This is a genomic window from Streptomyces sp. CA-210063 (genome assembly GCF_024612015.1).
In the GTDB taxonomy this organism is placed as follows: domain Bacteria; phylum Actinomycetota; class Actinomycetes; order Streptomycetales; family Streptomycetaceae; genus Streptomyces.
Genome location: NZ_CP102512.1, coordinates 2,799,325 through 2,824,919, shown reverse-complemented (window position 1 = coordinate 2,824,919; position 25,595 = coordinate 2,799,325). Strand labels below are relative to the sequence as shown.

At 70.8% G+C, this 25,595-nt stretch carries 17 protein-coding genes; 14 read left to right on the top strand and 3 right to left on the bottom strand.

The genetic code is table 11. The annotated features are described in order from the left end of the window. From JIX56_RS12000 to JIX56_RS11980, 5 genes are all read left to right on the top strand, one after another. Positions 1-1,170, top strand: coding sequence for an ABC transporter ATP-binding protein (locus JIX56_RS12000; protein WP_257540034.1), 1,170 nt, complete (start codon positions 1-3; stop codon positions 1,168-1,170). Next, positions 1,170-2,105, top strand: coding sequence for an ABC transporter permease (locus JIX56_RS11995; protein ID WP_257540032.1), 936 nt, complete (start codon positions 1,170-1,172; stop codon positions 2,103-2,105). Before JIX56_RS12000 ends, JIX56_RS11995 begins: the two co-directional genes overlap by 1 nt. Beyond that, the gene (locus JIX56_RS11990; protein ID WP_257540030.1) at positions 2,106-2,933 is read left to right on the top strand and encodes an ABC transporter permease; all 828 of its coding nucleotides are present in this window, start codon (positions 2,106-2,108) and stop codon (positions 2,931-2,933) included. It abuts the gene before it with no gap. Between the two features lie 31 nt (positions 2,934-2,964). Next, the gene (locus tag JIX56_RS11985; RefSeq protein ID WP_257540028.1) at positions 2,965-4,383 is read left to right on the top strand and encodes an NAD(P)/FAD-dependent oxidoreductase; all 1,419 of its coding nucleotides are present in this window, start codon (positions 2,965-2,967) and stop codon (positions 4,381-4,383) included. A gap of 201 nt (positions 4,384-4,584) precedes the next feature. Continuing rightward, positions 4,585-5,037, top strand: coding sequence for a bifunctional DNA primase/polymerase (locus JIX56_RS11980; RefSeq protein WP_257540026.1), 453 nt, complete (start codon positions 4,585-4,587; stop codon positions 5,035-5,037). A gap of 162 nt (positions 5,038-5,199) precedes the next feature. On the opposite strand, the gene JIX56_RS11975 is transcribed toward JIX56_RS11980, so the two are convergent. Continuing rightward, positions 5,200-5,883: a phosphatase PAP2 family protein gene (locus JIX56_RS11975; RefSeq protein ID WP_257540024.1), complete on the bottom strand. Its 684-nt coding sequence runs from the start codon at positions 5,881-5,883 to the stop codon at positions 5,200-5,202. Positions 5,884-6,239: 356 nt separating this feature from the next. Further along, entirely contained in the window at positions 6,240-7,583 is a 1,344-nt protein-coding gene (gene gabT / locus JIX56_RS11970; protein ID WP_257540023.1) for a 4-aminobutyrate--2-oxoglutarate transaminase, read from the bottom strand. 336 nt (positions 7,584-7,919) lie between these two features. Here gabT and JIX56_RS11965 point away from each other — a divergent pair, with 336 nt between their 5' ends. The 3 genes from JIX56_RS11965 to JIX56_RS11955 all read left to right on the top strand — a co-directional run bounded on the left by JIX56_RS11965 (position 7,920) and on the right by JIX56_RS11955 (position 13,854). Continuing rightward, a complete protein-coding gene (locus JIX56_RS11965; protein ID WP_257540021.1) occupies positions 7,920-10,049 on the top strand; it encodes an ATP-binding protein in 2,130 nt (709 codons plus the stop codon). Between the two features lie 157 nt (positions 10,050-10,206). Beyond that, positions 10,207-12,075 (top strand): PucR family transcriptional regulator, encoded by a 1,869-nt coding sequence (locus JIX56_RS11960; protein WP_257540019.1) that lies wholly within the window; start codon positions 10,207-10,209, stop codon positions 12,073-12,075. Positions 12,076-12,402: 327 nt separating this feature from the next. Then, positions 12,403-13,854 carry an aldehyde dehydrogenase family protein gene (locus tag JIX56_RS11955; protein WP_257540017.1) on the top strand — a complete coding sequence of 484 codons (1,452 nt, stop codon included), beginning with the start codon at positions 12,403-12,405 and terminating at the stop codon, positions 13,852-13,854. A 158-nt stretch (positions 13,855-14,012) separates the two neighbouring features. On the opposite strand, the gene JIX56_RS11950 is transcribed toward JIX56_RS11955, so the two are convergent. Then, complete coding sequence (locus JIX56_RS11950; protein WP_257540015.1) at positions 14,013-16,874, bottom strand: glycoside hydrolase family 3 C-terminal domain-containing protein; 2,862 nt, start codon at positions 16,872-16,874, stop codon at positions 14,013-14,015. Positions 16,875-17,239: 365 nt separating this feature from the next. Between JIX56_RS11950 and JIX56_RS11945 the strand changes: the two genes are divergently transcribed. The 6 genes from JIX56_RS11945 to JIX56_RS11920 all read left to right on the top strand — a co-directional run bounded on the left by JIX56_RS11945 (position 17,240) and on the right by JIX56_RS11920 (position 25,579). Then, positions 17,240-18,931 carry an extracellular solute-binding protein gene (locus tag JIX56_RS11945; protein WP_257540013.1) on the top strand — a complete coding sequence of 564 codons (1,692 nt, stop codon included), beginning with the start codon at positions 17,240-17,242 and terminating at the stop codon, positions 18,929-18,931. 27 nt (positions 18,932-18,958) lie between these two features. Then, entirely contained in the window at positions 18,959-19,993 is a 1,035-nt protein-coding gene (locus JIX56_RS11940; RefSeq protein WP_257540011.1) for an ABC transporter permease, read from the top strand. A gap of 8 nt (positions 19,994-20,001) precedes the next feature. Then, entirely contained in the window at positions 20,002-20,952 is a 951-nt protein-coding gene (locus tag JIX56_RS11935) for a carbohydrate ABC transporter permease (RefSeq protein ID WP_443031804.1), read from the top strand. Positions 20,953-21,204: 252 nt separating this feature from the next. Continuing rightward, positions 21,205-21,339 carry a hypothetical protein gene (locus JIX56_RS11930; protein ID WP_257540007.1) on the top strand — a complete coding sequence of 45 codons (135 nt, stop codon included), beginning with the start codon at positions 21,205-21,207 and terminating at the stop codon, positions 21,337-21,339. Further along, entirely contained in the window at positions 21,339-23,354 is a 2,016-nt protein-coding gene (locus JIX56_RS11925; protein WP_257540005.1) for a beta-galactosidase, read from the top strand. Before JIX56_RS11930 ends, JIX56_RS11925 begins: the two co-directional genes overlap by 1 nt. Then, positions 23,351-25,579, top strand: a complete 2,229-nt coding sequence (locus JIX56_RS11920) for a glycoside hydrolase family 95 protein (protein WP_257540003.1) — start codon at positions 23,351-23,353, stop codon at positions 25,577-25,579. Before JIX56_RS11925 ends, JIX56_RS11920 begins: the two co-directional genes overlap by 4 nt. Positions 25,580-25,595: the final 16 nt, after the last annotated feature.

The following is a 25,595-nucleotide window of genomic DNA, read 5'->3' as shown; positions in this document are numbered from 1 at the left end:
ATGAAGACCACAGACAACGGCAGCGGTGACGTCCGCCTCTCCGGCATAGGCAAGACCTACGGCTCCTTCACGGCCGTCCACCCGCTCGACCTGACCGTGCCGGAAGGTTCCTTCTTCGCCCTTCTGGGCGCCTCCGGCTGCGGCAAGACCACCACCCTGCGCATGATCGCCGGCCTGGAGGAACCTTCCTGCGGAAGCGTCTCGCTCGGCGACCAGGACGTGACGAACCTGCCCCCGTACAAGCGGCCGGTGAACACGGTCTTCCAGTCGTACGCCCTCTTCCCGCACCTCGACATCTTCGAGAACGTCGCCTTCGGTCTGCGCCGACGCGGCATCAAGGGCGTGAAGAAGCAGGTCGAGGAGATGCTGGAGCTGGTCCAGCTCGGCGAGCAGGCGCGCAAGAAGCCGCACCAGCTCTCCGGCGGCCAGCAGCAGCGCGTCGCCGTGGCCCGCGCGCTGATCAACCATCCCAAGGTCCTCCTCCTCGACGAGCCCCTCGGCGCCCTCGACCTCAAGCTGCGCCGCCAGATGCAACTGGAGCTGAAGCGCATCCAGACCGAGGTCGGCATCACCTTCATCCATGTCACGCACGACCAGGAGGAGGCCATGACCATGGCCGACACGGTCGCCGTGATGAACGCCGGCCGCGTCGAGCAACTCGGCTCACCCGCCGACCTGTACGAGAACCCGCAGACCACCTTCGTCGCCAACTTCCTCGGCACCTCCAACCTGATAGAGGCCGAGGTCGACTCCAGGCACGGCGGCGAGATCGTGCTGACGGCGGGCGACGGCAAGCTGGTCCTGCCCGAGGCGCGCTGCGGCGCGCCCACCCGGACCGGCGGCAAGGTCCTCGTCGGGGTCCGCCCGGAGAAGATCACCCTCACGCACGCGGACGACGCCGGGGAGATCCCGGTCGGCCGCAACCGCATCACCGGCAGGATCGCCGCGACCAGTTTCATCGGCGTCTCCACGCAGTACGTGATCGGCAGCTCGGTCTGCCCCGAGTTCGAGGTGTACGTCCAGAACATCGACCGCGACGCCCGGCTCGTCCCCGGCGCCGACGTCGTCCTGCACTGGAGCCCGGCCCACACCTTCGGCCTGGATGCCGACCAGTCCCTGCTCGCAGGGACAGCGGGCTCCGCGGGCGTCGAAGAAGCGGCGGCCGTCTGATGTCGACCCTCACCGAAGCCGAGGCGCCACCGCCCCTCGCTCCCGTCCCGACCACCGCGAAGCCGCCCCGCAAGCGGGGCCGCTGGACGCCGTATCTGCTGCTCGCGCCCGGTCTCGTCTGGCTGCTGGTCTTCTTCGCGATGCCGATGGTCTACCAGGCCTCCACGTCCGTGCAGACGGGCTCCCTGGAGGAGGGCTACCAGGTCACCTGGCACTTCGCTACCTACTGGGACGCGCTGTCCGAGTACTACCCGCAGTTCCTGCGCTCGGTGCTCTACGCCGGCTCGGCGACGGTCCTGTGCCTGTTGCTGGGCTATCCGCTGGCGTACCTGATCGCGTTCCGCGCGGGACGCTGGCGCACTCTGATCCTGATCCTGGTGATCGCCCCGTTCTTCACCAGCTTCCTGATCCGCACCCTCGCCTGGAAGACGATCCTGTCGGACAGCGGCCCGGTCGTCGGCGCTCTCGACGCCCTGCACGTCCTGGATGTCACCAGCTGGCTCGGCCTCACGGCCGGGGACCGCGTGCTGGCCACCCCGCTCGCGGTGGTCTGCGGCCTCACGTATAACTTCCTGCCCTTCATGATCCTGCCGCTCTACACCTCGCTCGAACGGATCGACGGGCGGCTGCACGAGGCGGCCGGGGACCTGTACGCGAAGCCGTTCACCACCTTCCGCAAGGTCACCTTCCCGCTGTCCATGCCGGGTGTCGTCTCCGGGACGCTGCTGACGTTCATCCCGGCGAGCGGCGACTACGTGAACGCCGAACTGCTCGGCTCCACCAACACTCAGATGATCGGAAACGTCATCCAGAGCCAGTTCCTGCGGATTCTCGACTATCCGACGGCGGCGGCCCTTTCGTTCATCCTCATGGCCGCGATCCTCCTCATGGTCACGGTCTACATCCGTAGGTCCGGGACGGAGGAACTGGTTTAAATGGACACACGACGGAGTCGTAAATCTGGCACGAGCGTCACCTGGCTCAAGCGCCGTCTCGTGGTCATCGCGGGACTTCTGACGCTCGGTTATCTGCTGCTGCCGAATGTCGTCGTCACGGTCTTCTCCTTCAACCAGCCGAAGGGCCGCTTCAACTACGAGTGGCAGGAACTCTCCACGGCCGCGTGGACCGACCCGTGCGGCGTCGCCGACCTGTGCGGCTCGCTCGCGCTCAGCCTCCAGCTGGCCGCCTGGGCGACCCTCGGCGCGACCGTCCTCGGCACGATGATCGCCTTCGCGCTGGTGCGGTACCGCTTCCGCGCGCGGGGCGCGGTCAACTCGCTGATCTTCCTCCCGATGGCGATGCCCGAAGTCGTGATGGCCGCCTCGCTGCTCACCCTGTTCCTCAATCTGGGTGCACAGTTGGGATTCTGGACGATCCTGATCGCCCACATCATGTTCTGCCTCAGCTTCGTCGTCGTCGCCGTCAAGGCGCGCGTGATGTCGATGGACCCGAAGCTGGAGGAGGCCGCGCGGGATCTGTACGCCGGTCCCGTCCAGACCTTCGCCCGGGTCACCCTGCCCATCGCCGCCCCGGGCATCGCGGCGGGCGCGCTGCTCGCCTTCGCGCTCTCCTTCGACGATTTCATCATCACCAATTTCAACGCGGGCTCGACCGTCACCTTCCCCATGTTCGTCTGGGGTTCGGCACAGCGCGGCACGCCCGTCCAGATCAATGTCATCGGTACGGCCATGTTCCTGGTCGCCGTACTGTTCGTGGTGGCCGGAATGGTCATCGGAAACCGCCGGAAGAAGCAAAAGGCATAATCCCCTGTTGACTCTGTAGGGAGTTGAAATCATGGCCCCGAGCGCCATGAACCGTTGGACAAAGTCTCTTTCCGACGCACAGCCGGTCCCGTACTGGCTCGAGGACCACGGCAAGCCCCGCCCCGAGCCCGCGCTCACCGGCGCCGAGACCTGCGATCTGCTGGTCGTCGGCGGCGGCTACAGCGGACTGTGGACCGCGCTCATCGCCAAGGAGCGGGACCCGCGACGGGATGTCGTCCTGCTGGAGGGCCGTGAGGTGGGCTGGGCCGCCTCCGGCCGCAACGGCGGCTTCTGCGCCGCCTCGCTCACCCACGGCCTGGCCAACGGCCTCGCCCGCTGGCCCGACGAGATCCACAAGCTCCAGGAGCTGGGCGCCCGCAACCTCGACGAGATCGAGGTGGCGGTGGCCCGTCACGGCCTGGACTGCGACTTCGAACGCACCGGCGAGATCGACGTCGCGACCGAGACGTACCAGGCCTGGGAACTGCGCGACTGGTACGACGAGATCACCCGCAAAGGCCTCGCCGACGGCATCGAGTTCCTGGACGCCGACGCCGTCCGCGACCAGGTCGCCTCCCCCACCTTCCAGGCGGGCCTGCACGACCGCCGGGGCGTCGCCATGCTGCACCCCGCCAAACTCGCCTGGGGCCTGAAGCGGGCCTGCCTGAACCTCGGCGTCCGCATCCACGAGCACACCCCCGCGCTGACCCTGAAGGCGTACGGCGCCGGCATGGCCGTCCGCACCCCCTACGGCCACATCCGCACCCGCCAGGTGGCGCTCGGCACGAACATCTTCCCCAGCCTGGTCAGACGCGTCCGCGCGTACACCGTCCCCGTCTATGACTACGCGCTGATGACGGAGCCGCTGACCGCCGGCCAACTCGCCTCGATCGGCTGGAAGAACCGGCAGGGGCTCGGGGACTCGGCGAACCAGTTCCACTACTTCCGGCTCAGCGCCGACAACCGGATCCTCTGGGGCGGCTACGACGCCGTCTACCCGTACGGCGGCCGGGTGCGCGCCGAGTACGACGACCGGCCGGAGACGTACGCCAAGCTCGCCGGGCACTTCTTCACCTGCTTCCCGCAGTTGGAGGGCGTCCGCTTCACCCACGCCTGGGGCGGCGCGATCGACACCTGCTCCCGCTTCTCGGCGTTCTTCGGCACGGCCCACCACGGCAAGGTCGCGTACGCGGCCGGCTATACGGGGCTGGGAGTGGGCGCGACCCGGTTCGGCGCGGACGTCATGCTCGACCTGCTCGCGGGGGAGCGCACGGAGCGCACGGAACTGGAGATGGTCCGCAAGAAGCCGCTGCCGTTCCCCCCGGAGCCGTTCGCGTGGACCGGCATCGCCCTCACCAAGTGGTCCCTGGCCCGCGCCGACTCCCACGCCGGCCGCCGCAATCTGTGGCTGAAGGCGATGGACCGGCTGGGGTTGGGCTTCGACAGCTGAGGGCGTGCGGCGTGCGGGCGTGTGGAGTGAGGGCGTGCGGGCGCACTCGTGATCGCACGGCGTACGCCCTGCTCAACCGCTGTGCCTCTCTTCACCACCAACAAGTTCCCGGAACCCGCGTAATGCCCGGCCGGAACCTCTGTCTGTGCTCCTGACGCAAACCGCGTCCGAAGGAGCTCTACAGAGAGGAAGGTCCCTGTCATGACTGGGGCCAAGACGGCGGTCGAGTGGCTGGCATCCGTATCACCGGATCCCGAGGCCTGCCGCTGGGAGTGGGAGCGCAACCCCTTGGGGGTCGCCCTGCTTCCGGCGGGCAGGGCCTGGGACGTGCTGATCCTGCCGGGCGAACTCGGCTACCCCACGCTCGACATCCTGATCCGCATCATCGACCAACCCGGACCCGTGCTCGTCGACTTCGGCGACGACCGCATGGGTTTCTTCGTGCCGCCGGGCACGGCGTCCGGATGGCTCGGCACGGGTGTGCGCAGCGCGGGTCACGGCACCTGGATCGTGGTGCCGTACCCGGGCCGGCAGACCGGTGGCGTCCGCTGGCTGGTCCCGCCGGACGGCAGCGGCACCCTCACCGACCCGGCACTGCTCGAACTGGCCATGCACGAGGCGGCGGCGAGCCTGGCGAGGGACGAGGACCGGTAGCCGGGGCTGACAGCCACACGTCGTGACGGCGGCCGTCCCCCGGCCGCGCCGCGCTCTCGTCGGCCGCCCGTGCGGCCGACGCGGAAGTCACCCGGCAGAACGTCCGAGCAGGCCATCCGGCACAACGTCCGAGGATGTCACCCGGCAGAACGTCCGAGGACGTCACCTGGCAGGGCGACGCATCCGGAACCACAGCGAGGAGAGCAGCAGCGCGCACACGCACCAGCTCGCCGCCACGTCGAGGGGCCAGTGGTAGCCCTGGCGCACCAGGCCGAAGGCGACGCCCATGTTCAGGGCGACCGCGACGACGACGGCCGCGCGGCGCGCGAGGGCGCCGCGCAGCCAGGGCAGCAGAAGCAGGACGGCGGCGCCGTAAGCGATGGAGGCGGTCGCGGTGTGGCCGGAGGGGTAGAAACCCGTGCCCGGGCCCATGATCGGCGGGCCCGACCGGGCGATGAGCTCCTTCAACGGGATCACCCAGAGCGGTACGGCGGCCATGAGGAGCGCCGCCGCGGCGGCCGGCCGCCACCAGTGGTCCCTACCGGTGGCACGCGCACGCCGCGCGACATACAGCAGTACGAGGGCGAGGACCGGGACGGCGACCGTGATGTTGCCGAGGTCGGCGAGGAACTGGGTGGGGGCGCCCCGGTGCACGAGGGAGTCGCTGAGGCGTTCGTCCGCGCGGGCCAGCGGTCCGCGCGCGAGGATCTGCCAGGTGATCAGCGCGAAGAGGAGGGCCGGGAGGCCGAGAAGGAGGAGAGCGGCACGGCGGCCGGAGGGGGTGGTCGGCCACCCCCGAACAGGGGGGGTGGTTCGGGGGCGGCCGACCGGATCGGTGTGCCGCACGCCCCGGGGGGTTTGGGGCGGGCGGCCATCCGATCGGTGAGGAGATCCGGAGCCGGAAGCTCCGGGTGTGTGCGCGAGGGCACGACCAGGGCGAAGCTGGGGAGGCCCCGACCCGGTGTCACCCACAGTCCCCTGTGGGCGGGGTGTATCTCTCATCTGCATCAGAACCTACGGCAGGGAATGCGGTGACGACAGGTGGAATCGCGACCCGCCATGCACCTTGCACACCTTCTTCACGCCCTCTGACGCTTGTCCACAGGGACCGGAATCCGGGGTCGGATTCCGGTTCCGGGAAGCGTGGGACGTCGGAGGCTGATGGGAGGTTCCGTATGCGAGCGACCCGCGAAAGTGGGCACTCAGACGCGGGTGAACGCCTGCTCGATGATGTCGAGGCCCTCGTCGAGGAGGTCCTCGCCGATGACGAGCGGCGGCAGGAAGCGCAGGACGTTGCCATAGGTGCCACAGGTCAGGACCAGCAGGCCTTCCTGGTGGCAGGCCTTCGCCAGCGCGGCGGTCGCCTCCGGGTTCGGCTCCTTCGTCGTGCGGTCCTTGACCAGTTCGATGGCGATCATGGCGCCGCGGCCGCGGATGTCGCCGATGACGTCGAACTTCTCGGCCATGGCGGTGAGGCGCGCCTTCATGGTCGCCTCGATCGCCTTCGCCTTGCTGTTGAGGTCGAGCTCCTTCATCGTCTCGATGGAGCCGAGGGCGCCCGCGCAGGCGACGGGGTTGCCGCCGTAGGTGCCGCCCAGGCCACCCGCGTGGGCCGCGTCCATCATCTCCGCGCGCCCGGTCACGGCGGCGAGCGGGAGGCCGCCGGCGATGCCCTTGGCCGTGGTGATCAGGTCCGGGACGATGCCCTCGTCCTCGCAGGCGAACCACTGGCCGGTGCGGCAGAAACCGGACTGGATCTCGTCGGCGACGAAGACGATGCCATGGTCGGAGGCGAACTGCCGGACGGCCGGCAGGAAGCCCTTGGCCGGCTCGATGAAGCCGCCCTCGCCTAGCACCGGCTCGATGATGATCGCGGCCACGTTCTCCGGGCCGACCTGCTTGGTGATCTGGTCGATGGCCTGTGCGGCGGCCTCGGGGCCCGCGTTCTCCGGGCCGGTCGGCCAGCGGTAGCCGTACGCCACCGGCACGCGGTACACCTCGGGCGCGAACGGGCCGAAGCCGTGCTTGTACGGCATGTTCTTCGCGGTCAGCGCCATCGTGAGGTTGGTGCGGCCGTGGTAGCCGTGGTCGAACACGACCACGGCCTGCCGCCTGGTGTACGAGCGGGCGATCTTCACGGCGTTCTCGACGGCCTCGGCGCCGCTGTTGAACAGCGCGGACTTCTTGGCGTGGTCGCCCGGGGTCAGCTCGGCGAGGGCCTCGGCGACCGCCACGTAGCCCTCGTACGGCGTGACCATGAAACAGGTGTGCGTGAAGTCCTGGAGCTGGGCGGTGGCACGGCGGACGACGGCCTCGGCGCTCGCGCCGACGCTCGTCACGGCGATGCCCGAGCCGAAGTCGATGAGCCGGTTGCCGTCGACGTCCTCGATGATGCCGCCGCCCGCGCGCGCGGCGAACACCGGCAACACCGACCCCACCCCCGCCGCGACCGCGGCGACACGACGAGCCTGCAGCTCCTGCGACTTCGGTCCGGGGATGGCGGTGACTACGCGGCGCTCCTGGGGAAGCGGCGGAAGGGCGGTCATGGGAGCTCCCTGGTGATCGTGCGTGTGTACGACATGAGGCGTACGGGGGCGGGTCGGCGCTCGCGCCGACCGGTGAGGGTGTTTTCGGACGCTTGCCTTCTTTTCTCGCAGGCTAGGGCGGCGACCGGAGGGTGGGCATGCTCCATGTGGGCGTTGTCGAGGGTTCTTCTTGTCCGTGTTGGACAGGGAGAAACCGGAGGCACGGGTGTGCGCCCGGTCGCGTAATACGGTGAGCACACGGGTCCACCCGGCCGCGTAATCGGTGAACTCCCCTTGCGGGAGCGTTAGATTGGCTCGCTGATGGTGGACGGAACGGCTGGTCAGGGGGCAGGCGCGATGAACAGCGACGGAACGCGGGACGCGCGAGGCACGCATGCGAATCCCGTGCCGCGTCCGGCGGGGTCGCCGGAGATGCCGGCGGCACCTCCCGTGCCCCCCATGCCCTCGGGAGTCCCGGGAGCGCCGCCCAGGCCGGACGGGAACGCCTTCCTGTCCTGGCTGCGGACGCCACGGCCCGACGCGGCGCCCGGTGTGTGGCGGTTCGGGCATCGGCCGCGGCCGGAGGAGGAGCCCGAGACCGTCCCCGGCCGGCAGCTGCTGGGTGGCGCCGTGATCGCCTTCCTCGTCGGCTGGCTGATCTGGTCCCTGCTCTGGAACGGCTACCTCGGCGGCTGGTGGCTGGTGCCGCTCTACGCGATGATCCCGGACTCCTGGGCGCCGGCCCACTCGTACTCCGCGGTGGTCCTCAGTTATGTCTGGTACACGGTCGTCGCCCTGGCGATCATGATCGGTGTCGGACGGCTCGGCCGCTGGGGCGAGGTCTGGCGCCGGTACGGGGCCCCGCGTTTCCGCCGGCAGGAGGAGCGGCAGGTCGTACCGCCGCCCCAGGAGGACCCGGCCGCCTGGCCGCAGCTGCGAGAGGCCGGTGCCGTAGAAGCCGCCGATCGGCTGGTCGCCGAGGCGCGGGCCGGGCTCATGCGGGATGTGGATCATGCGCGGATCATGCGGGCGTGGCAGGGGGTGCGGAGCGGGCGGCACAGTCTGGCGACGTTCACCGGTGCGGTGATGAAGGACGGGGCCGCCGCCTGTCTGCATCCTTCCGGGGACCGGGACCTGCCGGGCCGGCTCGCCAGGCACGACATGGTCACCGGGCAGGTGCGGCTGGGCGGCACCGTCGACGACCCGCGCAACCCGTACGCCTACCGGGGCACGGGCCTCGCCGTGGGCCCCGAACTGCTCGGCACGTCCCTGCTGGCCGTCGGGCCCGCCGGATCCGGGAAGACCGGGGGCGTGGTGTGGCCCGTCGCCGAGTCGCTGTGCCTGCACGCGCTGGCCGGGCGGGCCGCGGTGGTGGTCGTGGGAGCGGCGGGGGCCGGGCTGGGTCCGGCCGACGCCTACGACGTCGTCGTACGGATCGGGAACCCGGAGTCCGTGTACGACCTCGACCTGTACGGGGGGACCACCGACCCCGACGAGGCCGCGGCCGTCCTCGCGGAGGCGCTCGTCGGCGACCTCACCGACCCGCACCCGGGCGGCGACAGCCGGCGCTCCACGACCGTGCTCGCCCAGCTGCTCGGGCCGTTCCGGGCGGTGCACGGGCGGTTCCCGTCGGTGCCGCAGCTGCGCCAGCTGCTGGACGGCGCGCCCGGCCCCCTGGGCGAGCTGCGCAAGGCCCTCCAGGACGCCGGGCAGGAGTCGCTGCTGCGGGAGCTGGACGCGCGGGAGCGCCAGCTCGGACACCCCGGGGACGTCGGGAGCGTGCTGGCCGACCGGGTCGCCCTGCTCGACCGGCCCGCCTTCGCCCAGTTCTTCGACACCTCCGGCCAGTCCCGGCCCTTCTCCCTCCGAGCCCTCGACCACCCCGTACGGGTCCGCATCGACCTCCCCGAACGCGGCCACGCCGACGCCTCACGCATCCTGGCGCGGCTGGTGCTCGCCCAGTTCACCGCGAGCGTGGCGGTACGGGAGGACCGGTCGCTGTTCGCCTGCCTGGTGCTGGACGACGCCACGGGGGTCGTCACGCCCGAGGCCGTACGCGGCATCCAGCGGCTGCGGTCCGCCAACGCCGGTACGGTCCTCACCCTGCGGACCCTCGACGACGTGCCCCGGCCCTTGCGCAGCCCTCTGCTCGGTTCGATCGGCTGCCGGATGGCGCTGTCCGGGCTCACCCCGTGGGACGGGCAGGACTTCGCCGAGGTCTGGGGCAAGGAGTGGACCGAGGCGCGGGACGTCACCGACCGGCAGATCATCGCCGACTCCCCGGCGGGCAAGGCCTGGCACGCCCTGCGCCGGATGATCACCGGCCATGCGCCCACCGCCCGGGCCGTGACCGTGCGCCAGGTCGAACGCGAACGCTGGTCGGCGTCCGAACTGGCCCACGGCGTGCCGCCCGGCCACGCCGTGCTGTCGCTGACGAACGTGCGGGGCGAGCACGCGCCGCCGTTGCTGGTGGACCTGCGGGGCTGAGGGGGCGGTTCTCGGGATGGGTTCGGATTGAGCCATTCGGTGCGAGCTGTGTGGAACCTGTGTCCGTACGGTGAGGCAGAATCGGGGCAGGTCGTTCATACGCGGCGGCCAAAAGACCGCCCCGCCCCGATGGTTCTGACGCCGAACTGAAGGCCCCATGCCCCCCACGCTCGCCTCGCTCGTCCACCACTCCGCGCTCAAGCTGACCGTGCGGGCGGGCGAGGACCGCCTGGACGTGCCGGTGCGCTGGGCGCACGCCAGTGAGCTCGCCGACCCCGTGCCGTACATGGAGGGCGGGGAGCTGCTGCTGATCACCGCGTTGAAGCTGGACGCGGAGGATCCGGAGGCGATGCGGCGCTATGTACGGCGGCTGGTGGGGGCCGGGGTCGTCGGGCTCGGCTTCGCCGTCGGCGTGCACTACGAGGACATCCCCACGGCGCTCGTCGACGCGGCGCGGGGGGAGGGGCTGCCCCTCCTGGAAGTGCCCCGGCGCACGCCCTTCCTCGCCATCAGCAAGGCGGTGTCGGCCGCCATCGCCGCCGAGCAGTACCGGGCGGTGACGGCGGGGTTCGCCGCGCAACGGGAACTCACCAAGCAGGCGTTGACCGACGGCCCCGAGGGGCTGCTCGCCGTGCTCGCCTCGCAGGTCGACGGGTGGGCCGCCCTGTACGACGCCTCCGGTGCGGTCGTCGCGGTGGCGCCCGAGTGGGCGGAGCGGCGGGCCGGGCGGCTCACCGCCGACGTCGAACGGCTGCGGGACCGGCCCGCGCCGGCCAGCGCGGTCGTCGGCGGCGAGGACCGCGTCGAGCTGCACTCCCTCGGCACCGGGCGCCGGGCCCGCGCCGCCCTCGCCGTGGGCACGGCCGGGGCCCCGGGTACCGCCGAGCGGTACGCCGTCCACTCCGCGATCGCCCTCCTCACCCTCACGACGGAACGGTCGCGCTCGCTGCACGCCGCCGAGCAGCGGATCGGCGCGGCGGTGCTGCGCATGCTGCTGGCCGGGGAGTGCGACCACGCGCGAGCCGTCGCCGGCGATCTGTACGGAGCACTGCTGGACGCGCCGTTCCGGCTGGTCCTCGCGGAGGCGGCCTCGGCTTCGGCGGCGCGGGCGCGGGTGGACGGGGCGGCGGCTGCGACCGGGGTGGCCGCCGCGACCGGGGTGGCTGCTGCGGGTGGGGCGGCCGCTGGGGGCGAGGTCGAAAGTGCGGCTGGAGCCGCGCATCCCTCCGGGGCTGCGACTGGGATCGGGGCCGGCGCCCGCCCTCGGTCCGGGCCCGGGGCCGGGCGCGGCGTCGGCGGTGCGGAAGGCGGGGGGCGGGTGACGGCTGCCGCGCCGGCCACCGGCGACCCGGACGGTGACCTGCTCGGGCAGCTCGTCGAGGTCGTGGAGGCCGCCGCCGCGCGGGCCGGGGAGGCTGTGCTCGTCGTCCCGGACGGGGAGCGGCTCGTGGTGCTCGCCGTGGACGGGGGTGCGGCGGTCGCCGCGTGCGGGGAGTTCGCGGCGGCCTTGGAGGCGTCGAGGGCGGCCGGGCGGGAGCCGGGGGCGGGCGGTTCCGTGTCCGCCGCCGTCGCCGCCTCCATGGCCGTCGAGGAGGAGGAACTCGTCGTCGGGCTGTCCGCGCCCGCCGGGCCCATCGCGGCGGGTGCCGCGTACAAGCAGGCCGAGCAGGCGCTGTCCGTGGCGCGGCGGCGGGGGCGGTGCCTCGTCGAGCACGAGGAGCTGGCCGCCGGGTCCGTGCTGCCGCTCCTCGCCGATGACGCGGTGCGTGCCTTCGCCGACAGCATCCTCCGCCCCCTGCGCGAACACGACGCGACCGGGCGGGGGGATCTGGTCGCCTCGCTGCGGGCGTGGCTGTCGCGGCACGGCCAGTGGGACGCGGCCGCGGCGGACCTCGGCGTCCACCGGCACACGTTGCGGTACCGGATGCGGCGGGTGGAGGAGATCCTGGGGCGTTCACTGGACGATCCGGATGTACGGATGGAGCTGTGGCTGGCGCTGAAGGCGACGGCTGCGGCGGGGGAGTAGCGGCGCCTTCGACTCCGAGGGGCGCCTTGGGTTCGTTGTTCGTGTGCGGGTGAGTGGGGGTTGCTCGCGCAGTTCCCCGCGCCCCTTAAAGACACGGCCCCTGCGGGCCGAAAAGCACGGGGCGCAGCCCCTGCTTTTCAGGGGCGCGGGGAACTGCGCGAGCAACCACAACGCACCCGCACTCGCCGCCGCACCCCCGGCTCACCACGCCAATCCGGCACACCCCCCACCCCGACTCATACGCACCGGACAAACGACCCCCCGCCGCCCCGGCCCTACCGTGGAGCCGAAAGCCGATGTGTCACCCACCGAAGGGCCGGGATCGATATGACCGCCACGCACGCCTTCTGGCTCGCCGGCCGCCAGGCCACCGGTGAGACCACGTTCGATGTCACGTCGCCCTGGGACGGCCGCCTGGTCGGCAGGGTGAGCGTGCCGACGGACGAGCAGGTCGAAGAGGCCGTGGCCGCCGCCTACGCCGTACGGGACGAGTTCGCGGCGACGCCGGCGCATGTGCGGGCCGCCGCCCTGGACCACGTCAGCCGGCGTCTCGTCGAGCGGACCGAGGAGATCGCGCAGCTGATCTCCGCCGAGAACGGCAAGCCGATCAAATGGGCGCGGGGCGAGGTCGGCCGGGCCGTCTCCGTGTTCCGGTTCGCGGCGGAAGAGGCCCGCCGGTTCAACGGCGGCGAGGCGCAGCGACTCGACACCGACCTCGGCGGACAGGGACGGCTCGCCTTCACTCGCCGCTTCCCCAAGGGCGTCGTCCTCGGAATCGCGCCCTTCAACTTCCCGCTCAACCTCTGCGCCCACAAGATCGCCCCGGCGATCGCGGCCGGTGTGCCGATCATCCTGAAGCCCGCCCCGGCCACCCCGCTCTCCGGTCTGATCATCGGCGACCTGCTCTCGGAGGCGGCGACCGAACTCCCCACCGGCGCCTGGAGCATCCTCCCCGTCGCCAACGACCGCATGCCCGCCCTCGTCCAGGACGAGCGGCTGCCCGTGATCTCCTTCACCGGGTCCGAGAAGGTCGGCTACGCGATCATGGACTCGGCGCCGCGCAAGCACTGCACGCTGGAGCTGGGCGGCAACGGCGCGGCGGTCGTGCTGGCCGACTGGGCGAGCGACGAGGACCTCGACTGGGCCGCGACCCGGATCGCGACCTTCTCGAACTACCAGGGCGGCCAGTCCTGCATCTCCGTACAGCGGGTGATCGCGGACGCCTCCGTGTACGAGCGGCTGCTGCCGCGCATCGTCGCCGCGGTCGAGGCACAGGTCACCGGTGACCCCTCCGACGGCGCCACCGACGTGGGGCCGCTGGTGAGCGAGGACGCCGCCAAGCGCGTCGAGGCGTGGGTCCGGGAAGCGGTCGACGCCGGGGCCGCTCTCCTCACCGGCGGCAAGCGGGACGGCGCCACATACGCGCCGACCGTCCTCGCCGACGTACCCGCCGACGTGACGCTCTCCTGCGAGGAGGTCTTCGGGCCCGTCCTCACCGTGACGAAGGTGGCGGGGGAGGCCGAGGCCTTCGCCGCCGTCAACGACTCCAAGTACGGCCTCCAGGCGGGCGTCTTCACGCACGATCTGCAGACCGCCTTCCGCGCCCACCGCGCGCTGGAGGTCGGCGGCGTGGTCGTCGGCGACGTGCCGTCCTACCGCGCCGACCAGATGCCGTACGGCGGAGTGAAGCAGTCCGGCGTCGGTCGGGAGGGCGTGCGCTTCGCCATGGACGACTACACGTACGAGCGGGTGATGGTCCTGACGGGGCTCCAGCTCTGAACGTACACATCTCGGACATCTGGGCCCGGTTCCCGACGACCCCTAGCTTCTGACAATCATTTTCATGTACTCTGGGGTCAGATCCCGGGATGAAGGGGCCCGGCACCGATGCCTTCCGGTGCCGGGCCCCTTCTGTGTGTCGGCCTGCTTCCGGACCCTCAGCCGGAGAAGCCGACGTGCGCCAGCCGCAGCGGGCCGCGCAGCTTGAGGTGGACGTCGTGCACGCCGGCGGCCGAGACGGCGGCGCGCAGGGTCGTGTACGTGTACGGGTCCGTGGTGGGGGTGTCGAGCGTCAGCGTCGCCAGCACCGGACCCCCGATGAGGGAGAACTCGACGCTCCCCCCGCCCGCCGCCTCCACCGTCATCTCGGTGACACCCGCGCCGAAGTCGCAGTCGTGGAAGAGGAGTTCACCCGATTCACCGCCCACGGGCGTCACCGCGTCGCCCGACACCTTCGTACGGTCGACGATCTCCGTGCCGCGCTGCTCGTTGAAGTCCGCCGCGTTCAGGCCGTGGGTGACGACCGGGCGCGGGGCGACCGGCTCGCCCTCGACGGCGACGGTCCTGCGGAGGCGGATGTCCTCGCTCGACGCGCCGGCCAGCAGTTCGTACGCGCCCGGCTCCAGATGCCAGGTGCCGTGCGCCACGTCCCAGAACTGAAGGACGGAGAGTGGGAGTCGGAAGGTCAGCTCCGTCGAGGCGCCGGGGGCGAGGGTGACGCGGCGGTGGCCGAGCAGCTCGCGGCGCGGGCGGGGGACCGAGGGGTTCTCGGCGCGGACGTAGAGCTGGGCGACCTCGTCGGCGGTCACCGCGCCCGTGTTGGTGACGGTGAAGGCGACCGTCAGCTCGCCCTCACCCACATGGGTGCGGAGGTTTCCGTACGCGAACTCCGCGTACGACAGGCCGTGGCCGAACGGGAACAGCGGGGTGCCCTCGAAGTAGAGGTACGTCTGGCGGGCGCCGATCACGTCGTAGTCGAGGAGGTCGGGGAGGTCCGCGTCGGCGGCGTACCAGGTCTGCGGGAGGCGGCCCGCGGGGGAGACGTCACCGGCGAGGACCCGGGCGAGGGCGGTGCCCGCGGCCTGGCCGCCGTGCGCGGTCCACACGACGGCGGGCAGCTCGGCGGGGTCGACCGCGTACGGGTAGGCCGAGACCAGGACCAGCGCGGTGTTCGGGTTGGCGGCGCGGGCCGCGCGCAGCAGGCGCTCCTGGTGGGCGGGGAGGGCGAGGGTCGGGCGGTCCTCGGTCTCGCGGCCGTTGATGTGCGGGTCGTTGCCCGCCACCACGACGACCACGTCGGCCGCGGCGGCCGCCCTGGTCACGGCCTCCTCACCGGACTCGGTCACCATGAGCTCGAAGATCTCCGGATGCGCGTCGTTCTCGTCGGCAACCTTTACGCCGTCGGCGCCGACAGTGACGTACCGGCCTGTCCCTGTGTGCTTGAGGAGGTGACCGTTCCCATGGGATTCGGAGGGCTCCAGGCGGAAGGTCTCCTGGACGACCCAGCCGCCGGGCCGGTCGGCCGAGGCGCGCAGACGGCCGTCGTCGGCGACCGAGAGGTAACGGCCGTCCGGCGCGCGGAAGGTGAGCACGCCCTCGCCCCAGTCGATGAGGGCCAGCTCGGTGCCGTCGGCGTCCGTGGTGAGCGGTGGCAGGTCCGTGCGGCCGGCGAGGAGCGCCGGGTCGAGGGCGCCCTCCGCGCCGCGCACCTCGTCGGTGGCGTCGGCCGCCTCGGGCACGGACACATACGCGCCGGTGGACAGCGCCTTGAGGCGGACGCGGTCCACGCCCTCCGCGAACGTCACACGCTCGGCGCCGAAGCGGTCGTACAGGCCTTCGAGCGGGGTCGAGCGGTGGATGAGGGTGCCGCTGTACCAGTCGAGCTTGCACTCGTCGGCGAGCAGACCGACGACGGCGATGCGGGCGTCGGCTGCGAGCGGCAGCAGGCCGCCCTCGTTCTTCAGCAGGACGACCGCCTGCTCGGCGGCCTCCTGGGCGAGGGCGCGGTGGGCCGGGGTGTCGAAGTCCTTGACGTCGGCGTACGGGTCGGTCTCGGGGTCGAACTCGCCGAGGCGGAAACGGACCGAGAGCTGCCGGCGGACCGCCTCGTCGATGTCGTCCGAGTCCAGCAGACCCTGGTCCAGGGCGCCCCGGATGCGTCCGATCATCGTCGAACTCTCCGTGCCATGGTCGGTGAAGCTGTCGACGCCGGCCCGCAGCGAGGCGGCGGTCGCCTCCTCGTGGGTGTCGTAGTAGTGCTCGGAGTCGACGAGGTTCGACGGCGCGCCCGCGTCCGAGCAGACGAGCAGATGCTCGTCCGTCCAGGCACGCAGATGCTCGCTCAGATAGGGCGAGACATGGTTGGGGCGGCCGTTGACCAGGTTGTACGCGGGCATCACGCCGGCCACCGCGCCCGCCTCGACCGTCTCGCGGAAGGCCCGCAGGTCGTACTCGTGCAGGACGCGGGGGCGGACCGAGGAGGACGTGACGGAGCGGTCGGTCTCGTTGTTGTGGGCCAGCCAGTGCTTGAGCACGGGGGCCGTCCGCCAGTACGTCGGGTGATCGCCGCGCAGGCCGCGGGTGTACGCGGTCGCGATCGCCGAGGTCAGCCTGGGGTCCTCGGAGTAGCCCTCCTCGTTGCGGCCCCACAGGGGGTGGCGCAGCAGGTTGACCGTGGGGGACCAGACGTTGAGCCCGACGCGGTCGTCGCGGGCGCGCATGGCGCGGGTCTCCATGGACACGGCCTCGCCGACGCGGCGTACGAGGTCCTCGTTCCAGGTCGCGCCGAGGCCGATGGCCTGCGGGAACACTGTCGCGGGGCCCATCCAGGCCACCCCGTGCAGGGCCTCCTGGCCGGTGCGGAAGGCGGCCACCCCGAGACGGTCGACGGCGGGTGCGAACTGGTGCAGGAACGCGATCCTCTCGTCCAGGGTGAGCCGCTGGAGCAGATCGTCGATGCGCTTCGCGAGCGGCAGCTGCGGATCGCGGAAAGGCGGCGTGGGCGGCGTCTGTGCGGTCACGTGGGATCCCTTTGCGGTGGAGCGGCGAGGCGCTTTCGAAGCGCTTCGATGCTCATTCGACGGTGGGGTGGGTGTCAAGAGACCAAGGCGCAACGGATTCGTTTCCTCACTGTCATGTCCGCCGTCGGTGCTGATCACTCAGGTCCTTTGTATGCCCGGGGAATTGTGGAAACGACTCTTGTGCACCCCCACAGGTTCACTTAACCTCGCAGCAACATCGAAGCGCTTCGACGACGGAGGGGGCGCATCGCGTGCTCACCACCCTCCGATGGCCACCGCTTCAGCACAGCCAGATCCACTCGAGACACCGCAGCCGACGGCTCCCCCGCCGGGTGTCCTGGTGTGCGCCATGAAGGGTTGACGCAATGACGCCGAACTCCGCCACCTCCTCCGGGCCCAGCCGGAGAAGCTTCCTCGCCTCCACGGCGGTCGCCGCCGCCGCGGTGACCGGGGGCGTGCCGCTGCTGTCCGCCTGTGGCGGCTCGGACAGCGGCTCGCGTGAGGGCACCACGTCGGGCAAGGACGCCAAGAAGATCCTTCCGGCGTACGTGGCCAGCAACGTGGTGAAGCCGGACATCCCGTCCAAGAACGGTTCGTCGATGGGCTTCACCGCCAAGCTCGACGGCGGCGCCCTCAAGACCTCGGTCGCGAAGAAGCTCGGCAAGGGCGGCAAGGTCACCATCATGTCGCCGTTCTGGGGCTCGCCGCCGAAGGGCGACAACCCCTACTACAGGTCCATGAACGACCTGATCGGCGTCGACGTCCAGTGGCGCAACCAGGACGGCAACACCTACGACCAGAAGCTCGGCGCGGTCCTCGCCTCCAGCGACGTCCCGGACGTGGTCGTCATCCCCGGCTGGAACATGATGGGCAAGATACCCAGCGCCATCATCAGCAAGTTCGCCGACCTCGGCCCGTACCTGTCCGGCGACAAGGTCAAGGAGTACCCGAACCTCGCGGCGATCCCCAGCGACGCCTGGCAGCGCTCCATCTTCGGCGGCAAGCTGATGGGCCTGCCCCAGCCCGCCCCCTCCCTCCAGACCATCGTGCCCCTGTACCGCCAGGACATCTTCGACAAGGAGGGCTACGAAGTCCCGCGGTCCGCCGAGGAGTTCATGGCCCTGTGCAAGGAGATCACCAACCCCAGGGCCAAGCGGTGGGCCTGCGGTGACATGAAGTGGACCGCGTTCAACACGTTCGGCGTGCTCGGCGGCGGGGAGAAGCCGCTCTGGTGGAACCTGGTCGACGGCAAGCTGATCAACCGCATCGAGACGCCGGAGTACCTGGAAGCCATCGAGTGGACGCGCAAGCTGTTCGCCGCCGGAGTCGTCCACCCCAATTTCAAGCTGGGCAAGAGCCAGATCGCCGACCCGGCACCCAAGTTCGCCGCCGGCGAGTTCCTGATCTGGGACAACAACATCGTCCATTGGTACGGCCAGCAGGCCTCCCAGGCCACCCAGAACCCCGACTTCAAGGTCTGGGGCATGGACATCTGGGGCCACGACGGCGGTGACCCGACGCTGTACGCCGCGAACCCGGCCGGCATCTTCGCCTTCGTCAGCAAGAAGGCCTCCGAGTCCGTCATCCGCGACGTCCTGGCGGTCGCCAACGTCACCGCGGCGCCGTACGGCACCAAGGAGTGGATGATGACCAACTACGGCGTCGAGGGCACGCACTACACCATCAAGGACGGCGTCCCCGTCAAGAACGACCAGGGCAACAACGAGGTCATGAACGCCTACGTCATGGTGGCGAGCCCCGCCGCGACCACCGCGCACCCCGACCTGCCGGACTACACCAAGGCCATGGTCGAGTGGGAGCAGCGGATGGGGGGCTTCACCAAGAAGTCGTCCTTCTGGGGCCTGCAGATCACCGAGCCCTCCCGTTACACCAACCTCTCCAACGACTTCGAGCAGCTCGAGGACGACATCATCCGCGGGCACAAGAAGATCAGCGACATGCAGCAGGCCGTCGCCGACTGGAAGAGCAAGGGCGGCGACAAGCTGCGCGACTGGTACAAGAAGCTTCTCGACGAGAACGGCTCGGCGGCGAGCTGACCAGGCTCTGAGGCAAGGAGAACAGCCGTGTCCCACAGCACGGTGCCTCGGAGCAGCGCCGAGGCCAGCACGCCGGAGGAGACCCCGGTGACATCCGGCGGCACCACCGGCTCCCCGGAGAAACGCCCCCCGGAGAAGCTGAGCCTGCGGCTCAGGTTCCGACGCGACCGCGTCCTGCTCCTGATGACGCTGCCGGCCGTCGTCCTGGTCATGGTCTTCAACTACCTGCCGATCCTCGGCAACGTCGTCGCCTTCCAGGACTACGACCCGTACATCAGCGACAACGGCATCGTGTCCATGCTGAACAGCCCCTTCGTGGGCCTGGAGAACTTCCAGCGGATCTTCGAGGACTCGGCCTTCTGGAACGCCGTCGAGAACACGCTGGTGCTGTTCTTCATCCAGCTCGTGCTGTTCTTCCCGATCCCGATCCTGCTCGCGCTGCTCATCAACAGCGTGGTCCGGCCCCGGGTGCGGGCCGTCGCGCAGGCCGTGCTCTACCTGCCGCACTTCTTCTCCTGGGTGCTGGTCATCGCCGTCTTCCAGCAGATGTTCGGCGGCGCGGGGATGCTCTCCCAGCTGCTCAGGGAGAACGGGTACGACGGCCTCGACATCATGACCAACCCGGACACCTTCGCCTTCCTGATCACCGCGCAGAGCGTGTGGAAGGACGCCGGGTGGGGGATCATCGTCTTCCTCGCCGCGCTGGCCTCGGTGCCCACGGACCATTACGAGGCCGCCGCGATGGACGGCGCCGGACGCTGGCGCCGCATGTGGCACGTCACGCTTCCCGCCCTGCGTCCGGTGATCGCCCTTCTCCTCGTGCTGCGCGTCGGTGACGCCCTGACCGTCGGGTTCGAACAGATCCTGCTGCAACGCGACGGCGTCGGACCGGGCGCGGGCGAGGTCCTCGACACCTTCGTGTGGTGGAACGGCGTGCGCAACCAGGACTTCGGCTATGCGGCCGCCGCCGGTCTGGTCAAGGGCGTGGTCAGCATCGGCCTGGTTCTCGCCGCGAACAAGGTGGCCCATCTCATGGGCGAGCAGGGGGTGTACAAGAAGTGACAGCCGTGATGTGGGAGCCGCGCCAGGACACCGATCCGGCCCGGCAGCAGAGGAAGCCCCGTTGGTGGCAGGCACCGCCCCGACCGTCCTGGGAGGAGGAGCCCTCGAAGGCCGGCCTGGCGGGCAAGGGCATCGCCCTGTCGTTCGCCTGCCTGGCGGTCCTCTTCCCGTTGTGGATCGTGATCGTCACCAGTCTCTCGTCGCGGAAGACCATCGACGAGGCGGGCGGCCTGGTGATGGTGCCGAAGGGCATCACCTTCATCGCCTACGAGGAACTGCTCAGCGGCGGCCAGGTCACGCGCGCCGCGGTCATCAGCATCGTCATCACCCTGGTCGGCACACTGTTCTCGATGGCGGTGTCCGTCCTGTGCGCCTACGGCCTGTCCCGCTCCGGATCCCTCGGCCACAGCTGGATCCTGATGACGCTGCTGGCGACCATGTTCTTCAGCGCCGGTCTCATCCCCACGTACCTGCTGGTGCAGTCCCTCGGTCTGATGGACAGCTATCTCGCGCTGATCCTGCCGAGCGCGGTGAGCATCTTCAACATCCTGGTGCTGCGCGGCTTCTTCATGGGGATCTCGCAGGAACTCATCGACAGCGCGCGCATCGACGGCGCCGGGGACTTCCGGATCCTCTGGCAGATCGTCATGCCGCTGTCGCGGGCGGTTCTCGCGGTGATCACGCTGTTCTACGCCGTCGGGTACTGGAGTGCCTGGTTCAACGCGTCGCTCTACCTCAACGAGCAGGACATGATGCCGTTGCAGAACGTCATGATCCAGCTCGTGCAGAAGCAGGAAGCCCCGGTCGGTCTGAGCCAGGCCATCAGGACCGGTCAGCTGTCGGGGCTGGCCATCCAGATGGCGGTCATGGTCATGGCCCTGCTCCCCGTCGCCGTCCTCTCCCCCTTCGTCCAGAAGCACTTCAAGAAGGGCATGCTCACCGGCGCGATCAAGGGCTGACCGGGGCGCCTATGAGCTCGGGGGTCCGGGTTGGTCGGCGGGTGCGGGTTGTGTGTGGTTGCTCGCGCAGTTCCCCGCGCCCCTGAGCGGCATGGGGCGCGCCCGGCGCCCTCAAGGGGCGCGGGGCTGTGCCGATATGCGGCTCCGCCGCGTGGGCGCGAGCAACCCCCACTCACCCGCATCCGCCGACGAACCACACTGATCGAGCTCTTGGGCGACCCAACCCCGCCCGTCTCCCAGAAGAGGTATGTCATGCACACGCCCCAGGCGAGCCACCGCTCCCTCCTCGCCGGAACCGCAGCCGCCGCCGCAGTCACCGCCCTCCACCCTGCTCTGGCCCACCTGGCGACGAACGGGCGCGGCATCCAGTACGGGGAGCCGGTCTGATGCCGAAAGCGACGCAGGCGGACCCGAGGGACGCCACCCGGCCCCGACCCGGCCTGAACGACGCCACGCGCGGCCGGGTCCTGTTCGGCGGTGACTACAACCCCGAGCAGTGGCCGGAAGAGGTGTGGCACGAGGACGTACGCCTCATGAAGGAGGCGGGCGTCAACTCCGTCACCCTCGGCGTCTTCTCCTGGGCGAAGCTCGAACCCCGCCCCGGAGCAAGGGAGTTCGGCTGGCTGGACCGCCTGATGGACCTGATGCACGACAACGGCATCGGCGTCGTCCTCGCCACCCCCACCTCGTCACCACCGCCGTGGATGGGCCGTCTCCACCCCGAGACCCTGCCGCGCGACGAGAACGGGCAGGTCGAGTGGTGGGGCTCCCGCCAGCACTTCTCGCACTCCAGTGACACCTACCGCCGTTACGCCGCCGCCATCACCGAGGATCTGGCCGCCCGCTACGCCGGTCACCCGGCCCTCACGATGTGGCACATCAACAACGAGTACTGCACCTACGACTGGGGCGACGAGGCGGCGGCCACCTTCCGCGACTGGCTCCGGCGGAAGTACGGCACGCTCGACGCGCTCAACGAGGCCTGGGGCACGGCCTTCTGGAGCCAGGGCTACGACGGCTGGCACGAGATCCTCCCGCCGCGCCGCGCCCACTACATGAAGAACCCCACGCATGTGCTGGACTTCAAGCGCTTCACGAGCGACATGCTCCTGGAGTGCTACGTCATCGAGCGCGACATCGTCCGCCGGCACACCCCGCACATCCCGGTCACCACCAACTTCATGCCGATGTGGGCGGGCCAGGACGCGTGGCGCTGGGCCGAGGAGGAGGACGTCGTCTCGGTCGACATCTACCCGGATCCGCGCGACCCGCTCGGCGCCCAGAACGGCGCCCTCGTCCAGGACATGACCCGCTCCCAGGCCGGCGGCGGTCCGTGGATGCTCATGGAGCAGGCCGCCGGACCCGTCAACTGGCGCGGCGTCAACCATCCCAAGCCGCGCGGCCTCAACCGCCTGTGGTCCCTCCAGGCCGTCGCCCGGGGAGCGGACGCCGTCTGCTACTTCCAGTGGCGGCAGTCCCGGCAGGGCGCGGAGAAGTTCCACTCCGGCATGGTCAGCCACGCGGGCGAACAAGGCCGCACCTACCAGGAGATCAAACAGCTCGGCGCCGAACTGGCAGCAATCAGCGACAAAGTGACAGACCGTCACATCGACGCCGACGTGGCCGTCCTCTTCGACTGGAACTCCTGGTGGGCCGGTGCCCAGGACGGCCGGCTGTCGTCGGAGGTCGACCTGCCCCAGGTCGTACGCTCCTGGCATCGCGCCCTCTGGGAGGCACAGCTCACCACCGCCTTCGCCCACCCGGAGCACGACCTCTCCGCGTACAGACTCGTCGTCGTACCGCAGCTCTACCTGCTCACCGACACGGCCATCGAGAACCTCCTCGCGTATGTCCGCGGCGGCGGCACCCTCGTCAGCGGCTTCCTGACCGGCGTCGCCGACGAGGACGACCGCGTGCGCCCCGGCGGCATGGACGCACGGCTCCGTGACCTCTTCGGCATCCGCACCCTGCACGAGTGGTGGCCGCTGGACGCGGGCGAGACCGCCGCATGCGACGGTTTCCAGGGGACTTTGTGGTCCGAGGAGATCGAGGCGGCGGCGGACGCGGACGAGGTCATCCCCTACAAAGGCGGCGAACTCGACGGCCTTCCGGCGGTGTTGAGGAAGGGGCGCGCCTGGTACGTCTCCACGCTCCCCGAACCGGCCGAGCTGCGCGGCTTCTTGGCGCGGGTGGCCGCCGACGCGGGGGTGCGGCCGGTGCTCGACGGACTGCCCGACGGGGTCGAGGCGGTGCGGCGCGGCGAGGTGCTGTTCGTGCTCAACCACCGCCGCGACGAGGTCACCGTCGACGTGCCGGGCACCCACCGTGACCTGCTGACGGGCGCGACCGTCACCGCATCGCTGTCGCTCGGCCGGTACGGCGTGGCGGTGCTGACATCATGACCACGCACACGAGCGACACGACCACGCACGCGCGGCAGCACGGCACTTGGGAACCGGCCCCCGCCACCCGCTGGGAGGACGCCTTCCTGAGCGGCAACGGCCGACACGGCGCCATGGTGTTCGGCGATCCGAACGACGACCGCGTCATCGTCAACCACCACACTCTCGTACGCCCCAACGGTGGTGAGACCGCGCGGCCGCCGCGCCTCGCCGAGGAACTCGCCTCGCTCCAGGACCGGTTGCTCGCCGGGGACCTGACCGCCGCCGAAGGGTTCACGGACGGACGGGAGTTGCAGTGGGTGCAGCCCTTCCACCCCGCCTTCCAGGTGCGGCTGAGGCGGGCGGACGAGGGCAGGCGCGGCTACCGCCGCTCGGTCGACTTCACCACCGGTGTCGTCGAGGCGGAGTGCGACGGCTGGCGCAGCCGCGTCTTCGTCTCCCGTGCGGACGACGTGATCGTCCAGTGCGTCACGGGGCACCGGCTCACCCTGGACATCGACCTCGACCACCGGCTGCCGGGCGCGCCCACCGGCCTGGGGGTCGGTCACGGCGCGGTCCTCATCCCCGAGGGCGCGTCGCTGAGCCTGCGCGCCCGCTACCCGGGCAGCGACCGCGCGTACACCGGCACCACGCTCGTCGCCGTCACCGGCGGCCGTACGACCCTCACCCCGCCCGGCGTACAGGTGGAACGGGCCCAGTCCGTGCTGCTGCTCACCCGGGTACGGCGGCACACCGGCGAGCTGGACGCGATGGAAGAACGGCAGGGGCTGCTGGAACTGCTGCGGGAGCACGACCCCTACGGCGACCTCCTGGAGCGTCACCTCCACCTCCACCGGACCGCCTACGACCGGGCCTCACTCACCCTCGACGCCGACGACACCGAGCGCTCCCTGCCCGGCTCCCAGCTGATCCGCCGCCCCCACAGCCCCGCTCTCCTCGAACGCCTCTTCGCCGCCGGCCGCTACCACCTCCTCTCCTCCAGCGGCCTGCTTCCGCCCCGGCTCGTCGGTCTGTGGACCGGCGACTGGAACACGGCCTGGTCGGGGGCGTTCACCAACGACGCCAACCTCAATCTGCAGACGTCCTCCGCCGCGGCCGCCGCCCTTCCCGAAGTCACCGAGGCACACGCCTCCCTGATCCATGGTCAGCTCGCCGACTGGCGGGACAACGCACGGGCGATCTTCGGTGCCCGGGGTGTCGTCGCCCCGCCGCACTCCGACGGTGAGACCGGTCTGACGTACCACTTCAGCCGCGAGTACCCGCTGCACCTGTGGACGGCGGGCGCCGACTGGCTGCTGAAGCCGCTCGTCGACCACGACGAGACCCGCGGCGAACGCGACCCGCGCACGGCCTCCGCCCTCGCCGAAGTCGCCCTGTTCTACGAGGACTTCCTCACCCGCACGGACGCCGACGGAAACATCGTCGTGGTCCCCTCCTACTCGCCCGAGAACCGTCCCGCGAACGCGAGCTGGGGCGCGATCAACGCGGCCATGGACCTGTCGGCCGCCCGGCACGCCCTGCTCACGGCCGCCGAGTACCACGCGGACCAGACCGAGCGGGCGGACCGCTGGCGGGCGCTCGCCGACCGGCTCCCGCCCCATCGCATCAACGCCGACGGCGCCCTCGCCGAGTGGGCCTGGCCGGGCCTCGACGACACCTACGACCACCGCCATCTGAGCCATCTCTACGGCGTCTGGCCCCTGGAGGAGATCAACCCGTACGACACCCCGGACCTCGCGGCCGCCGCTCACCGCGCCCTCGAACTGCGCGGCGCGGAGAACGACTCGGCCCACGGCCATCTGCACCACGCCCTCGTCGCGGCCCGGCTGCGCGACGGCGAACGGGTCGCGCACGCCCTCGGCCAGGTCCTCGACGGGGACTTCTTCCACGCCTCCCTGATGAGCGCGCACTACCCGAAGCGCGACGTCTACAACGCGGACGCCGCGCACACCCTGCCCGCCGTGCTGATCGAGATGCTCGTGCAGTCGACACCGGACCGCCTGGTGCTGCTGCCCGCGCTCCCGGCGGCCTGTCCGACGGGCCGGCTGCGAGGCGTCCGCACGAGGTTCGGGGCCGAACTCGACCTCACCTGGAGCCCGCAAGACGTGACCGCGGTGATCCGCCCCACCCGGAACCGCCGCGTCGAACTCCGGACTTTCTCCGGCGCCGAGCCGCTCGACCTCGTCGCCGGAGAAGACCGCGTCCTCACTGTGGAGGCGCGGTAACCCCCGCAATTCCCCC

Excerpts from the sequence above, each read along its gene's own strand:
- JIX56_RS12000 (WP_257540034.1), top strand. The coding sequence starts at position 1 with ATGAAGACCACAGACAACGGCAGCGGTGACGTCCGCCTCTCCGGCATA.
- JIX56_RS11995 (WP_257540032.1), top strand. The coding sequence starts at position 1,170 with ATGTCGACCCTCACCGAAGCCGAGGCGCCACCGCCCCTCGCTCCCGTC.
- JIX56_RS11990 (WP_257540030.1), top strand. The coding sequence starts at position 2,106 with ATGGACACACGACGGAGTCGTAAATCTGGCACGAGCGTCACCTGGCTC.
- JIX56_RS11985 (WP_257540028.1), top strand. The coding sequence starts at position 2,965 with ATGGCCCCGAGCGCCATGAACCGTTGGACAAAGTCTCTTTCCGACGCA.
- JIX56_RS11980 (WP_257540026.1), top strand. The coding sequence starts at position 4,585 with ATGACTGGGGCCAAGACGGCGGTCGAGTGGCTGGCATCCGTATCACCG.
- gabT (WP_257540023.1), bottom strand. The coding sequence starts at position 7,583 with ATGACCGCCCTTCCGCCGCTTCCCCAGGAGCGCCGCGTAGTCACCGCC.
- JIX56_RS11965 (WP_257540021.1), top strand. The coding sequence starts at position 7,920 with ATGAACAGCGACGGAACGCGGGACGCGCGAGGCACGCATGCGAATCCC.
- JIX56_RS11960 (WP_257540019.1), top strand. The coding sequence starts at position 10,207 with ATGCCCCCCACGCTCGCCTCGCTCGTCCACCACTCCGCGCTCAAGCTG.
- JIX56_RS11955 (WP_257540017.1), top strand. The coding sequence starts at position 12,403 with ATGACCGCCACGCACGCCTTCTGGCTCGCCGGCCGCCAGGCCACCGGT.
- JIX56_RS11945 (WP_257540013.1), top strand. The coding sequence starts at position 17,240 with ATGACGCCGAACTCCGCCACCTCCTCCGGGCCCAGCCGGAGAAGCTTC.
- JIX56_RS11935 (WP_443031804.1), top strand. The coding sequence starts at position 20,002 with ATGTGGGAGCCGCGCCAGGACACCGATCCGGCCCGGCAGCAGAGGAAG.
- JIX56_RS11930 (WP_257540007.1), top strand. The coding sequence starts at position 21,205 with ATGCACACGCCCCAGGCGAGCCACCGCTCCCTCCTCGCCGGAACCGCA.
- JIX56_RS11925 (WP_257540005.1), top strand. The coding sequence starts at position 21,339 with ATGCCGAAAGCGACGCAGGCGGACCCGAGGGACGCCACCCGGCCCCGA.
- JIX56_RS11920 (WP_257540003.1), top strand. The coding sequence starts at position 23,351 with ATGACCACGCACACGAGCGACACGACCACGCACGCGCGGCAGCACGGC.